Consider the following 14288-nt stretch of genomic DNA (forward strand, 5'->3'; position numbering starts at 1 on the left):
TTTCCATTTAATTACTTTAATGGTTGTTTATTTACTTTTTCTCTTGCGTTTTATAGTAAAAACATCATACATTTCTTACTTTCTCACAATAGTAAAGCCCCTTGTCTAGTTTACTAGATAAGAGGCTTTATATCTTTATTTTTATTATTCTTTTGTAACAAGCTTTAATGGTGCAGAAATTTTCTCTTCAACTTTTTTACCCTGCAACACATCTTTCGCTGCGTTTACAGCAAGCTCTCCAATCAGCTCTGGCTGCTGAGCAACCGTTGCAGTTAGTGCACCTGATTCAACGGCTTTAAGAGCATCTTCATTGCCATCAAACCCGATGACCGCAATGTCTTTTCCAGAGCTAGTAATCGCTTCGATAGCGCCTAGTGCCATTTCATCGTTATGCGCAAATACCGCTTGGATATCAGGGTTTCCTTGCAGGACATTTTCCATAACGGTTAACCCTTTTGTACGATCAAAATCAGCGGATTGTTTAGCTACAACGTCTAGCTGCTCATCTGCGATATTATGGAACCCACTTCCACGTTCACGCGTTGCTGAAGCTCCAGGTACTCCTTCTAATTCCGCAACCTTTGCATTTTCTCCTAATGTTTTCACCACATATTCTGCAGCCATTTGGCCACCTTTTACGTTATCAGATGCTACCAGCGCTTCTACTTTTCCTTTTTCAGCTGAACGGTCAAGCGTCACAACCGGTACTCCAATACCGTTCGCTGACTGAACCGCTGTTGAAATAGCCGAAGAATCCGTAGGATTAATAAGCAGTGCGTTAACTCCTTGTTGTAATAGATCTTCCACGTCGTTAATTTGTTTCGCAGAGTCGTTTTGTGCATCAACGACAATTACTTCAATACCTTGTTTTTTCGCTTCTTTTACAACGCCATTCTTTAACGAAACAAAGAATGGATTATTTAAAGTAGAAACCGATAAGCCAATTTTCATATCTTTAATATCTCCACTTTGAGAAGGCTTTGCCCAAGTTGGAGGCTCTAATGAGCAAGCTCCCAATAACAAAACGGACAAAGACATAATTAGTAATAATACTTTTTTCACGATGATCCCTCCTACGCTGCTTTTTTACGGTCAATTAGTACCGCAATCAAGATAACAATCCCTTTCACAACCATCTGGTAGAACGAAGAAACGCCGAGTAAGTTTAGGCCGTTGTTCAATGTTCCGATAATAAGTGCACCAATCAGCGTTCCGACGATGCGTCCTTTACCACCTGTTAAGCTTGTTCCACCTAAAACAACTGCTGCGATGGCATCTAGCTCATAAGAAGTACCAGCGGTTGGCTGAGCAGAATTTAAGCGTGATGTTAAAATTGCTCCGGCTAATGCAGCTAATAATCCTGCTAATGAATAAATCATAATTTTAACCCGTGGTACTTTAATTCCGGAAATAAACGCAGCTTTTTCATTACCACCAATTGCATACGTACGACGTCCAAACGGCGTTTTGTGTAAAATAACCCACAATACAATAAATGCAAGCATCATCGTGATAGCTGGTACTGGAATGCCTAAGAAATAGCCACGACCAAATAGTTGGAAATAGTAATTGTCTCCAAGTCCAGTGATGGGATTACCGTCTGTGTAAACGAGCGTTAAGCCTCTAAAGATAGTCATTGTAGCCAGTGTTGCAATAAAAGGTGCCATTTTCCCTTTTGTAATTAACAAGCCGTTCACTGCACCCATTGCAGCTCCTAATAAACACCCAATCAAAATCGCTAAAATCGGATCAACTCCTGATACAATCATGCCAGCCATTAATGCACTGGATAAAGCTAAAATTGAACCGACGGATAAATCGATTCCCCCTGTTAAAATAACAAATGTCATTCCAAATGCAATCAATGCATTAATCGCTACTTGGCGAAGTAAGTTTAAAATATTAAGCGGTTCCAAAAAGCTAGGATTTAATACAGATACAATGACTACTAAAATAAAGAGTCCAAGTAGCGGCCCTAGCTTTTGCATCATGTTAGACATATAATTCCCGTTGTTTGACTGTAAATCATTAGGCGTATTCATGTTACTGACCTCCTGTTGCATATGTCATAATTTTTTCTTGCGTTGCTTCTTCTTTTGATAATTCTCCCGCTAGCTTTCCTTCATGAATTACTAAAACACGATCGCTCATCCCTAACACTTCCGGAAGTTCTGAAGAGACCATGATAATCGCCACTCCGCGCTCTGTGAGCTCGTTCATAAGCTGATAAATTTCACGCTTAGCTCCAACGTCTACTCCTCGAGTCGGTTCGTCTAAAATTAATATCTTCGGTCCAATACCAATCCATTTCGCAATAACTACTTTTTGTTGATTTCCTCCCGATAAGCTGCCCGCACTAATTTCAGCTGATTGCGTTTTAATCGTTAAACGCTTAATAAGAAGCTCGACAAACTCTCGCTCACTTTTTTCAGCAATCATCCCTTTTGTTGAAAAGCTTTTTAAGTTTGGAAGCGCAATGTTTTCTCGAATTGAAAAATCCAATACAAGCCCTTCATCTTTTCGATCTTCTGTGATAAAGCCGATTCCGTACTTTACTGCTTCATCTGGCGTTTTAATTTTGACAGGTTTGTTGTTTACCCAAATTTCTCCTGAATCGATAGCATCCAGACCGAAAATGGCACGCATGATTTCAGTACGTCCAGCACCCATAAGGCCAGCTACCCCAACAACTTCTCCCGATTTCACAGAAAACGAAATGTCATGAAAAGCATGTTTTCTTGTTAAACTTTTTAGCTCCAATACCGTTTCTCCAATTTTCGTTTGCCTGCTTGGGAATCGATCCGTTAATGAACGTCCTACCATCTTACGTACAACGTCGTCAAAGCTTGTTTCAAGAATTGGTGTTGTATCCACTGTTTTCCCATCACGCATAACGGTAATACGGTCACAAATGGTGAAAATCTCTTCCATCCGATGCGAGATGTAAACAATGGATACACCTTGTGCTCTTAATCCATTTATCACTTCAAAAAGCTTTTCAATTTCACGGTCTGTTAACGCTGCTGTCGGTTCATCCATAATGATTACTTTCGCATTCGTCATTAACGCTTTGGCAATTTCAATCATTTGCTGTTCACCAACAGAGCATAAGCTTGCTTCTTGCTCAAGTGGAATGGTCACAGCTAAGCGATCAAACTGCTTTTTAGCCTGCTCTTTCATTTCTTTTGTTTTCAAAATTCCAAGCGGTGAGTAAAGCTCTTTTCCAATAAATAAATTTTCAAGAACCGTCATATGAGGCCACACGTTCAGCTCTTGATGAATAAAGGTAACTCCTTCTTGTTCGGCTTCTTTTGGATTTGAAAAATAGCGCTCTTGGCCATCAATTTCAATTCTGCCTTCATCTCGTTTATGGAGGCCGGTTAAGATATTCATCAACGTTGATTTACCCGCACCGTTCTCTCCCATTAATGCGTGAACTTCTCCGGGAAGCAGTTCAAAATCAACACCTGAAAGTACTTGGTTTGCACCAAATGCTTTATAAATATTTGACATTTTAATGTGCATATTGTTCACCCCTTTTAAAAGATAACTCCTGCTTGTAAGATACAGTTTGCATAGGGCGTTACTTCTCCTGTTCGAATAACGACTTTCGCTTCTTTTGTTAACGCTTTCAGTATTTCGTGTGAAACAAACTGCTTTTCTGTATCAAAAAAGACTTCATTTATATAGCTCATTGTTTCTTTGTTATTTTCTTTAATTTCATGTGCGACAATCACTTTTTCAATAACCATGTCATCGCGTACAGCATCCACGACGTCCTTAAAACTAGGAACACCTAGTTTTAAAGACAAATCGATACGAGGTACTCCATCTGGAATTGGTAAACCTGCATCCGCAATGACAACCATGTCCGTATGACCAAGATCTGTTAACACTTTTGAAATATGGCTATTTAAGATTCCATGGCGTTTCATTTTTATAAGTTCCCTTCTACTTGTTCTCTAGTTGGCATACCGCCTTGCGCTCCAAACTTTGTTACGGATAATGAAGCTGCTCTGTTTGCAAAACGAATACTTTCATCAAAGCTTTTCTTTTCAGCTAACGCTACGGCAAAAGCAGCGTTAAATGTATCTCCTGCTCCTGTTGTATCAACAGCTTCTACCTTATATGAAGGAACAAGCACTTCTTCCTTTCCGTTAAAGTAGCGTACGCCTGCTTTACCTTCTGTAATAAATAACTTATTCGCATATTTATGGAGCACTTCTTCTTTCGCTTTTTCTTTGAATAAAACCATTGTTTCATGCTCGTTTGGCGTTAAGTACGTCACTTGCTCAATGACCTCTTCTTTTAACTGTCTTGCTGGAGCTGGATTTAATAAAAGAGGCACATTCACTTCCTTACAAAGAGAAGCTACATATTCCACCGTCTCTTCCGGAATTTCTTGCTGAATAAGTACAATATCAGATGCTTTAATGATTTCTTTTGCACTTTCTACATATTCTGGCGTAATAAAGTCGTTCGCTCCTTTTACGACAACAATGCTGTTATCGCCTTCAGCGAGAATAATATGCGCTGTGCCGCTTTCCATATGTGTAACCGGTTCCACATAATCTATATTAACACCGTTTTTCTTAAAGTTATCTAAAATGATTTTTCCATAATGATCATCACCTACTCGACCAATCATGTACACTTCTGCTCCAAGCTTTGCAGCTGCTACCGCTTGATTTGCACCTTTTCCTCCTGGAACAGTTTTAAACGACTCTCCAAGCACTGTTTCTCCAGCACTTGGACGCTTGCTAGAAGTAACTACTAAATCCATTGATGAGCTACCAATAACCGAAATTTTCACCATGTTAATCAACCTTTCTTGTTGTATTTCGTTCAATAAACGTAACGGGTAATTCAATATGCTTATTTTGAACAATTTCTTTTTTAATATATTTTAATAGAAGTTTTGCTGCTTCTTTTCCCATTTCATAAGCGGGCTGCCTAATTGTTGAAAGAGCTGGAAATAACAGTTCACTTTGAGGTATATCATCGAATCCAACAATTTGTAACTCATCTGGAATTGATTTTCCCAGCTGTAACGCTTCACGTAAAATAGCTGCTGCCACAATATCGTTGCTGGCAATTACTCCATCCGTATTAGCATGCTTTTCAAACAGTTCTTTTGCCCATTTCTTTGCTTCATGAAATGAAAACGAAGTTGTATTCATCACTTGAAAGTCAACGTTTGCTCCGCTTAACGTTTCAAGTGCACCTTGAAACCGCTCTTGAGCTGGCTTTACGTTTGGAGGACCTTTTAATAAAGTAATTTGTTTGCTTCCTCTTTTAATAATTTCTTGCGCAGCAATTCTTCCACCTTCTCTTCCATCTGCATATACAGATGGATATTGGGGTGATGTACGGTCTAAAAAGACAACTGGAAAACCCAGTCTTTTATACGTTTCATCATCAGATATCGTTCTGGCTGTAATCATGCCTACAACGTGATTTTGAGTAAACGTATGTAAATAAGCCGCTTCTTTTTTTAAATCTTCATCACTATTTCCAAATAAAAGACGAAATCCTTGACTGTGCACTTCATCTTCAATACCGCGCGCAAGCTGTGGAAAGAATGGGTTCGTAATATCTGGAAGCAACAATCCAATCAAGCGTGACTCACGCTTATACAAAGATCGCGCTACTTCGTTTGGACTATAGTTTAGTAATGTAATTGCCTGCATTACTTTTTCTCTCGTATCTTCGCGTACATACCCTGTGCTATTAAGCACGCGAGAAACCGTTGCAACAGATACACCAGCATGCTTCGCTACGTCTCGAATTGTTACCATACGAACGCCTCCCTCCTTTATATGTAACCGTTTACAATGATAATATATCACGATTTTGCTTTGTTGACAATACAAATATTTTTACTAGTTCTCTTTCTCTTTAAAAAAACACATATATAATAGAAGAAACTCGGTTAGCTTATAGAGAGTATCTCTTATGTGCTTAATATACAGGTAGACAACATGAACAATAAAAGAGCGTCGCTTAGGAAAAAGCGACGCTCTTTATCATTCTTTTTTATTAAAAATCAAAGTTATCTGGGTCTGGACCAACGCGATGGTTTTTGTTTAGTTCATTAATCTTCGCCATATCTTCCTGAGATAATTCAAAGTCAAAGATTGATGCATTTTCAACGATGCGGTGCTCTTTAATAGACTTTGGAATTGTTACGATTTCGCTTTGTAAATCCCAGCGTAAGATGACTTGTGCTGTTGATTTACCATGCTTATCTGCAATCTCTTTCAATACTGCATTATCTAATAATTCACCTTGAGCTAACGGAGACCAAGCTTCAATTTGAATATCATTCTTTTTACAGAAATCACGAAGCTCTACTTGAGTTAATAATGGATGAAGCTCCACTTGGTTAACCATTGGCTTTATCTCAGCGTCTTTCATTAAATCTTCTAAGTGATGAATTTGGAAATTTGACACGCCGATTGCTTTTACTTTGCCATCTTTATATAGCTTTTCTAGCGCTCTCCAAGTGTCTTTATATTTGCCTTCTACCGGCCAGTGAATTAAGTATAAATCTAAGTAGTCAAGACCTAGCTTGTTTAAGCTTGTTTCAAATGCTTCTAACGTTGACTCATAGCCTTGGTCTGCATTCCATACTTTTGTTGTAATGAAAAGATCTTCACGTGGTACACCAGCTTCTTTAATAGCTTGTCCTACGCCCTCTTCATTTTCATAAATTTTGGCTGTATCAATACTTTTGTACCCTGCATTAATTGCCCATTTCACAGAGTCAATTACCTGCTGTCCATCTTCTACTTTAAATACACCTAGACCAAACCATGGCATTTCAACGCCGTTTGCTAACTTTGTTGTTGATTGTAAATTGTTCATTACCATTCATCCCCTCTATAACTGTATATTTGAATCACAAATTGTGAGTCATTGTGTGAGAAATTGCATCGGCACATTTTTTAACAAGCTTAGCGTGATACTCATCTTTATCGTGAGAAACACGACCAGAAGGACCCGAAAGTGCTACAGCAGCGATGACCTGCCCATTTTTTCGTACAGGCGCTGCAATACACCTTAAACCAATTTCCCCTTCTTCATTATCAACTGCATAGCCTTGTTCACGAATTTTATGTAGCTCGCCTTCCAAATCTGTGCGAGATGTAAGCGTTTGAGAAGTAAAGATTTCAAACGTTAGTTGTTCAATGATTTGATTTTGCACTTCTGCTGACTGATAGGCAAGAATACACTTCCCAATACCGTTTGCGTGAATTGCTTTTTTATTCCCTACTTCTGAATGTGTACGCGTGCTATAATATTCCCCGCTCACAACTTGAGTTGTCACCATTTTGTTACCGGAAATAACTCCCGCATAAATGGTTTCCTTTGTTTGTTGATTGAGCTTCTCCATTGGTGGAACAGAAAACCAGTTTAAATCGTAGCTGTTCCCACCCGATAGCTGTGACATGAGCACAGTCGAAACACGATAGCGGTGATCAGCCGTTCTTTCAATGAACTTGTTTTGTTCAAGCGTACTCACCAAGCGATACATCGTACTTTTATTGTATTGAAGCACATTCATCATTTCAGAAATTGTCATATTCGGCTCTTTTATCAGTAAAGAGAAGATATCTAATCCTTTTTTTAATGTACCCACTTCAGACATTTTAAGCTCCTCCTTTAGCCGAATGATAATTTCATTATAAATACTATATACATTTTTATCAAATAAAGAAACTCATTCTTTTAAATTCTCTATAAAAGAGAATATAAAGAACTTCTACAATTGCTATTCCACGATTTTTACTAATTAAACGTGAAACCACTTGAATATTTTTACAAAAATTAGTATTATGTATCTTGTAATGCAAAATAGTAACATTTTTTAATCAACTATCTTATATTGCAAGATAGTTAAGGAGGAACGGCTTGTGTCTTCAACTCAGATGTTAAAAGGAATTTTAGAAGGCTGCTTATTAGCTATCATCTCAAAAGGCGAAACATATGGATATGAAATGATTGAAAAATTGGAAGCGCACGGTTTTCATATGGTCAGTGAAGGAAGCATCTATCCACTTCTTCTCCGTATGCAAAAAGAAAAGCTTATCACAAGCATCATGAAAGCTTCGCCTAACGGTCCAAAGCGAAAGTATTATACGTTAACACCTGAAGGACAACAAGAACTAAAGGACTTTCAAGAACGTTGGAATTCGTTATCATACAGCGTTAATCAGTTAATGAACAACAAAAGAAAGAAAGGAGAATGAATATGACGTTATCAAAAGAAAGCACGGACTTCTTACAAAATTTACGCCTTTATTTGTTTTCAAGTGGAAAAAACGAAGAGGAAACAGAAGATATTATCCTTGAGTTATCTCATCATTTATGGGAGGCGGAACAAGACGGCAAAAGTGTTCACCACATTGTCGGTCAATCCCCAAAAGCATATATGGAAAGTTTATCAAGTGAAATGAAGCCTGACTTAATGGGATGGTTAAAATACTTACCAATGATTATTTTAGGAGTATTTGCTTACAGCTTGCTTGGCGATGCCATTCACGGTAATATTGCGTATTCTGCCTACACACTTATTGGCATGCCTATTTTCATTATGGTTATGCTGCTTATTTTGCTAAGTCTCTTTCGTGTTGTGGCTGCTAGACAATTGTCAGGATTAGCTTTGCTAACTTTGTTTATCCCTTACAATTTATTATCGATTGGTGGGTTTGTTGCGCTTGTGTTCCTAGAGAAAAACACAGAAACAAAACTTTTCGTGGTTTCCGGGGGCTTGTATTCGCTAAGTGGATTGTTAAGTGCACTAGTGGCTATTACATTCTTAGTAGCCATATCGATTTGGTCTAAAACATGGGTCAGTATTTTGATTCCTATTTTTCTTTATTCACCTGAAGTTGTTGTAGACTTTTTTTCAATGTCACAGTCTGCTGCGTTAGTAGTAAGCACACTTATTTCATACGGCGCTATTGGCCTTTACATATGGCTTGTAATGAGGAAATTGAATAAAGAAGCAGCGTAAAAAGCGGCTCATTTCGAGCCGTTTTTTTCAAATCTCTCTAACTGATCTAACTTCTTTTCTGCTGCTAATATTTCACGCTGTCGTTGTCCAAGTAAATCAAAATGAGGGTAGCCTGAACGATTATCAATATATTTAGACGGAATATTATATTTCTCCCCCCATTGAATGAGCTTTTCTATATCGCTGCAACCTACTTTTGTTACCGTTGTTGCACCTGGAAACCGATCATCGATCCAATAGTGAGTTAAAAATGCAACCTCTCCTCGATTCACAGCTTCCTTCCATGCGTATAACTCTTCACGCTTTAATCCAAATGCCATCGTGTCACCTTTTTTCTGTCATCTCATTTTCTGTTATATAACATATTTTTATATTGTTTATATCATATATAACAGAATTATATAAATATCTTCTAAATGAAAAAGTGTTTCTTTAATACATAAGCCTATCTTTTTATTATCTCAAAAAAAAGATATTTCCGGAAAAATTGATGATTTTATGAGATATATATTCTTTTTTAACTTATTATCGTTATTTCACAATTATATATACTAGTTCTTCTCAGCTGCAACATCCATGCCTTTTACTTTTTCACGGCTAGATGAAATGTCGATATTTCTTAGTTTTTGTCATATAATCTAAATTTACTTTTTTTTCTGAAAACAATATAATGACGGTGTACAGGAACATCTATCCCATATGTTCCAAACTTAATTTAAAGGGGGTATTTTCATTGGCGATGAACGGAAGCTCGTTACAGAAAAACGAAGAACAACCTACCTCACCAGACTATACGAAAATTGTTCAATCTCCATCTTTTCAACAGCTCTTAAAAACAAAACGGAATTTCATTTTACCATTATCACTATTTTTCCTAGCTTTTTATTTTACACTACCTATTTTAACAGCTTATTCTAACGTATTAAATCAACCTGCTTTTTTATCAATGACATGGGCATGGGTATTTGCTTTTGCTCAATTTATTATGACGTGGACACTGTGTATTCTTTATACACGTCGTGCAGCTAAATTTGATGAATTAGTTGAAGTAATTAAAGCTGAAGCTCGCTAAAAAAGGAGGATCTGTTAATGAATGCTCTTGCATTTTCACTATTTCTTGTAATTGTTGGATTAACGCTCGTAATCACATACTTAGCTTCTAAACGAACCAAAACTTCCAGTGATTTCTATACGGCTGACGGAAGTTTAACAGGTCTACAAAACGGAATGGCGATTGCTGGAGACTATATGTCTGCCGCATCATTTTTAGGTATCGCAGGAATGGTAGCGCTTTCTGGATTTGATGGTTTCTTTTACAGCATTGGATTTTTAGTTGCTTACCTTGTTGTTTTGTATGTTGTGGCAGAACCACTGCGTAATCTTGGAAAATATACAATGGCTGATATGATTGCCGCACGATTTGACCAAAAGAAAGTTCGCGGAGTTGCGGCTTTAAATACCATTACGATTTCAATCTTTTATATGATTGCACAGCTTGTAGGCGCAGGCGCACTTATTCATTTATTACTAGGAATTGACTACGTCTACTCCGTGTTAATTGTTGGTGTTTTAATGACGATTTACGTTGTATTTGGCGGTATGACAGCAACAAGCTGGGTTCAAATTGCCAAAGCTATTTTATTAATGATTGGGACGTTTATTATTTCCGTGATTGTGTTTGCAAAGTTTGATTTTAGCATCGTAAAAATGTTTTCAGAGATGAAGACGGCAACACCTCTTGGCGAAGGCTTTTTAAACCCTGGAAACAAGTTTACCAACCCACTGGATATGATTTCTTTAAACTTAGCCTTAGTACTTGGTACTGCAGGATTACCTCATATTCTTATCCGTTTCTTTACGGTAAGGGACGCAATTACAGCAAGAAAATCCGTTATTTATGCAACATGGATTATTGGTGCGTTTTACATTATGACCATCTTCTTAGGATTCGGTGCTGCAGCCTTTGTTGGATACGATGAAATTGTTGCGGCAAACGCAGCTGGTAACATGGCTGCTCCGCTATTAGCCCAAGTTTTAGGCGGAGATTTCTTATTTGCTTTTGTATCAGCCGTTGCGTTTGCAACGATTTTAGCAGTTGTTGCGGGGCTCGTTTTATCAGCAGCTTCAGCTTTCGCACATGACTTCTATAGCCATATCATTCGTCGCGGTGAAGCAACGGAAAAAGAACAGGTTGTTGCGGCACGCTGGGCGTCAATTGGTGTATCAATTGTCTCCATTATTCTTGCATTATTTGCTCAAAATATGAACGTAGCCTTTTTAGTAGCACTTGCCTTTGCAGTAGCTGCTAGTGCAAACTTACCAATCATTTTATTTACGATTTTCTGGAAACGATTTAATACAACAGGTGCCGTAACGGGTATGCTTGTAGGCTTACTAAGCTCTCTGATTCTTGTAGCAATTAGCCCGAACGTTTGGTCACCGGAAGCAGGAGCAGCCATCTTTGTTGGAGAACCTCTCATCACGCTCACTAACCCAGGCATCATTTCAATTCCGCTTGGGTTCTTAGCTGCTATTATCGGCACGCTTGTTTCAAGTGAAAAAGCGGATGCGAAGAAGTTTGATGAAGTACTAGTAAAAGCAAACACAGGCATGGGCATTCAAGGTCCTGTAAAGCATTAATAATAAACAAAGAGACTGAGACATAAGTAATTCAGCCTCTACTATACCTGAACGATTGAGAGTTCATAACTTTTAATCGTTCAGGTTTTTTGGTTGATTGTGAAAACAATGTTGGAAACAGGGGGGAATGGAGCGTAGGACACTCGACTCCTGCGGGAAAGAGAGGGAAAGCGAGTGGCCGTAGCGCAATGGAACGAATGTGTTGAGACAAATCAAAGAGATGGGAACAGCTAGTGTTCGTCTTTTAGAAGCCATCATTTTGTTATGTCCCAAACTCTTTATGCTTATAGCACTGCAATGATTTTCCCTGTCATAGTGCGACTAGCTAACTGTGCTAGTGCTTGTAGAACCTCATCTAAAGAAATAGTTTTCTCAACAAGCGGATCTAGCTTTCCTTCTTTCACAAGCTCTAACATGTTATCGCCCATTTTCTTTAGAGCTGCTTGCTCGTGACGATTAGCTGATTGATGAGCACTGCCTAATGCAACTTGATGAAAAGAAAGTGGATGTGCAAATGAAATGGCGCTATTCACATCAGGTGGACCTGCAATAAAAGCGATTTGCCCGTTAAACGCAAGTGCTTCTAGTGCCTTGTTTGCATTTTCTCTTCCAACCGTGTCAAGCACAGCATGAACACCTAATCCATTTGTAATAGCAAGAGTTTCTTTCACAAAATCTTCTTCTTTATAATCAATGGCGTAATCTGCACCTAATGATTTCACATACTCATGATTTTTTTTAGAAACTGTTGTGATGACAGTTAAACCTGCCTGCTTAGCAAGTTGAATGGCAACCCCCCTACTCCACCTGCTCCGGCATGAATTAAAATGAACTGACCTTCCTCAATATGAAGCTTAGAGAATAGCGCTTGGTATGCAGTGTAGACAGCACAAGGTAGCGGCTGCTGCCGCTTCAAATGATACGCCTTCTGGGATAACAGATACCGTATGAGCTGTTGTGACAGTATACTCAGCAAAACCGCCTTTTTTCGTTAGATCTCCGTGATACACAACGCGGTCACTCACTTGAATATTGGTTACGTTCGCACCTACTTCTTCAACAACACCAGCTACGTCTAGTCCTAAAATATGAGGATATGACCAGCTTGGATTTCCACCCGTTGCAGTCTTATAATCAACAGGGTTTAGCGCCGTAGCATGCACTTGCACAAGCACTTCTCCTTCACCAGGCACAGATTTTTTACTGTTTCCAACCTGCATTTGTTCCCATTTCCCTTTTCCCTCTAACAATAAAGCTTTTATCTTAGTAAGCTCCGTCTGAATACGTTAGCTCATAACTATGCGTATAGATTTCGATTAAATTGCCGAATGGATCTTCACAGTACACCATTTTGTAAGGCTTCTCGTTTGGATAATACTCACGAATTGGCATACGCTGCTTTCCACCATGAGCAACAATTTTTTCTGCAAGTCCTTCAATATCAGGGTCTTGAACGCAGAAGTGGAAAATACCAGTTTTCCAAAATTCAAAGTTATTTTCAGGCGTTTCATTTTGAAGAAACTCAAAGATTTCTACACCGATTTTATCTCCTGTTGCTAAGTGTGCAATACGAAACTTCCCCCAGCCTGATCCAAAAACATCCGTACACATTTGTCCAATTGCACTGTCATCTTCTACAATTTCAGATGGCTCCATAATGACGTACCATCCTAGTACTTCCTTATAAAATTTAACGGCTTCGTCCAAATTAGGAACAGAAAGCCCGATATGTGAAAATGAACGTGGATATGGTTGATTCATTTTTGTTTCCTCCTTCATATTTAAGATTGGTTTCAGTATAATGGAACCACCTATTCATGACTAGACGGCACTTTCGTGTAACCAGGTTACCAACCCGTAACCCTATTGACGAATTCATTCAATAGATTGTCCAACTAGTATGCTTCTATTACGTTACATAAGGAGAGATAAAGTTGAAAACCACAAAATACAATATTCCTGTCGAAGCCACGCTTGAAGTAATCGGTGGCAAATGGAAGGTTGTAATTCTTTGTCACTTAAAAGAACAAACACTTCGATTCAGCGAGCTACAGCGCATCATTCCAAATATCACAAAAAAAATGCTCTCCCAGCAGCTTAGAGAGTTAGAACATGACGGCATTATTAAACGTACTTTATATGATGAGATTCCACCTAAAGTCGAGTATTCGCTAACGGATGAAGGAGAGACCCTTCGAGAAGTGTTAGATTTGATGTGCTCATGGGGAAATGCACGCATTGAGAAAGATCCAAACGCCGTGAATTTGTATAAAGAACATGAAAGAGGCTGGGACAAAACCCTCCTCTGAGATGAAAAAAGCCGTGAAATTTTACGATGAGTAAAATTTCACGGCTTTGTTTTATTTTTTCCATAAAAATAAGGACCACTTCTGATAAAATATAGTCACCACAACAAATTCAACCAGAAAGAAGGGTCCTTATGTTTAAAGATTATAACATGAATCAATTAATTTTACCTTTAGAATTAGAAATGAAATTACAAGAAAACGATATCGCCTTTTCTATCCATCATTTAGTAGAAAGTATTCCGAGTGAAGCCTTTGATTCATTCGTCCAGCATACTGGATGCCCAGCTTATCATCCACGCATGATGCTAAAAATTATTTTA

General features: G+C 38.3%; 17 protein-coding genes and 1 pseudogene. 6 read left to right on the forward strand and 12 right to left on the reverse strand.

Annotated features, from left to right (window positions below; translation table 11 throughout):
• Positions 1 to 144: 144 nt before the first annotated feature.
• From rbsB to AS180_RS13690, 8 genes are all read right to left on the reverse strand, one after another.
• Positions 145 to 1038: a ribose ABC transporter substrate-binding protein RbsB gene (gene rbsB, locus AS180_RS13655; RefSeq protein ID WP_242529457.1), complete on the reverse strand. Its 894-nt coding sequence runs from the start codon at positions 1036 to 1038 to the stop codon at positions 145 to 147.
• Positions 1039 to 1073: 35 nt separating this feature from the next.
• Positions 1074 to 2042 carry a ribose ABC transporter permease gene (gene rbsC / locus AS180_RS13660; RefSeq protein WP_025910385.1) on the reverse strand — a complete coding sequence of 323 codons (969 nt, stop codon included), beginning with the start codon at positions 2040 to 2042 and terminating at the stop codon, positions 1074 to 1076.
• A 1-nt stretch (position 2043) separates the two neighbouring features.
• On the reverse strand, positions 2044 to 3525 hold the full coding sequence (locus AS180_RS13665) for a sugar ABC transporter ATP-binding protein (RefSeq protein WP_061785694.1): 1482 nt from the start codon (positions 3523 to 3525) through the stop codon (positions 2044 to 2046).
• 14 nt (positions 3526 to 3539) lie between these two features.
• Entirely contained in the window at positions 3540 to 3935 is a 396-nt protein-coding gene (gene rbsD / locus AS180_RS13670) for a D-ribose pyranase (RefSeq protein WP_062686944.1), read from the reverse strand.
• A gap of 2 nt (positions 3936 to 3937) precedes the next feature.
• Positions 3938 to 4816 (reverse strand): ribokinase, encoded by an 879-nt coding sequence (rbsK, locus tag AS180_RS13675; RefSeq protein WP_062686945.1) that lies wholly within the window; start codon positions 4814 to 4816, stop codon positions 3938 to 3940.
• A 1-nt stretch (position 4817) separates the two neighbouring features.
• Positions 4818 to 5798 (reverse strand): LacI family DNA-binding transcriptional regulator, encoded by a 981-nt coding sequence (locus tag AS180_RS13680; RefSeq protein ID WP_025910381.1) that lies wholly within the window; start codon positions 5796 to 5798, stop codon positions 4818 to 4820.
• A gap of 241 nt (positions 5799 to 6039) precedes the next feature.
• Entirely contained in the window at positions 6040 to 6867 is an 828-nt protein-coding gene (locus AS180_RS13685; protein WP_035320935.1) for an aldo/keto reductase, read from the reverse strand.
• Positions 6868 to 6901: 34 nt separating this feature from the next.
• A complete protein-coding gene (locus AS180_RS13690) occupies positions 6902 to 7651 on the reverse strand; it encodes an IclR family transcriptional regulator (RefSeq protein ID WP_062686946.1) in 750 nt (249 codons plus the stop codon).
• A 265-nt stretch (positions 7652 to 7916) separates the two neighbouring features.
• On the opposite strand from AS180_RS13690, the gene AS180_RS13695 reads away from it, so the two are divergent.
• On the forward strand, positions 7917 to 8252 hold the full coding sequence (locus AS180_RS13695) for a PadR family transcriptional regulator (protein WP_025910378.1): 336 nt from the start codon (positions 7917 to 7919) through the stop codon (positions 8250 to 8252).
• 2 nt (positions 8253 to 8254) lie between these two features.
• Positions 8255 to 9019 carry a hypothetical protein gene (locus tag AS180_RS13700; protein ID WP_062686947.1) on the forward strand — a complete coding sequence of 255 codons (765 nt, stop codon included), beginning with the start codon at positions 8255 to 8257 and terminating at the stop codon, positions 9017 to 9019.
• A gap of 8 nt (positions 9020 to 9027) precedes the next feature.
• Here the strand turns inward: AS180_RS13700 and AS180_RS13705 are convergent, their stop codons facing one another.
• A complete protein-coding gene (locus AS180_RS13705; protein ID WP_025910376.1) occupies positions 9028 to 9339 on the reverse strand; it encodes a hypothetical protein in 312 nt (103 codons plus the stop codon).
• A gap of 419 nt (positions 9340 to 9758) precedes the next feature.
• On the opposite strand from AS180_RS13705, the gene AS180_RS13710 reads away from it, so the two are divergent.
• Positions 9759 to 10091 carry a DUF485 domain-containing protein gene (locus AS180_RS13710; RefSeq protein WP_035320939.1) on the forward strand — a complete coding sequence of 111 codons (333 nt, stop codon included), beginning with the start codon at positions 9759 to 9761 and terminating at the stop codon, positions 10089 to 10091.
• A gap of 17 nt (positions 10092 to 10108) precedes the next feature.
• Entirely contained in the window at positions 10109 to 11659 is a 1551-nt protein-coding gene (locus AS180_RS13715) for a solute symporter family protein (protein WP_062686948.1), read from the forward strand.
• Between the two features lie 284 nt (positions 11660 to 11943).
• On the opposite strand, the gene AS180_RS23600 is transcribed toward AS180_RS13715, so the two are convergent.
• The 3 genes from AS180_RS23600 to AS180_RS13725 all read right to left on the reverse strand — a co-directional run bounded on the left by AS180_RS23600 (position 11944) and on the right by AS180_RS13725 (position 13420).
• A complete protein-coding gene (locus tag AS180_RS23600; RefSeq protein ID WP_226372970.1) occupies positions 11944 to 12447 on the reverse strand; it encodes a zinc-binding dehydrogenase in 504 nt (167 codons plus the stop codon).
• Between the two features lie 66 nt (positions 12448 to 12513).
• Positions 12514 to 12879, reverse strand: coding sequence for an alcohol dehydrogenase catalytic domain-containing protein (locus AS180_RS23605; RefSeq protein ID WP_226372969.1), 366 nt, complete (start codon positions 12877 to 12879; stop codon positions 12514 to 12516).
• 43 nt (positions 12880 to 12922) lie between these two features.
• Positions 12923 to 13420, reverse strand: a complete 498-nt coding sequence (locus AS180_RS13725) for a lactoylglutathione lyase family protein (RefSeq protein WP_025910373.1) — start codon at positions 13418 to 13420, stop codon at positions 12923 to 12925.
• A gap of 173 nt (positions 13421 to 13593) precedes the next feature.
• Here AS180_RS13725 and AS180_RS13730 point away from each other — a divergent pair, with 173 nt between their 5' ends.
• Positions 13594 to 13968, forward strand: coding sequence for a winged helix-turn-helix transcriptional regulator (locus tag AS180_RS13730; RefSeq protein WP_062686949.1), 375 nt, complete (start codon positions 13594 to 13596; stop codon positions 13966 to 13968).
• A gap of 131 nt (positions 13969 to 14099) precedes the next feature.
• Positions 14100 to 14288, forward strand: a pseudogene (locus tag AS180_RS13735) (IS5/IS1182 family transposase); the annotation flags it as partial.

The sequence above is a fragment of the Priestia veravalensis genome (genome assembly GCF_001457055.1).
Taxonomy (GTDB): domain Bacteria; phylum Bacillota; class Bacilli; order Bacillales; family Bacillaceae_H; genus Priestia; species Priestia flexa.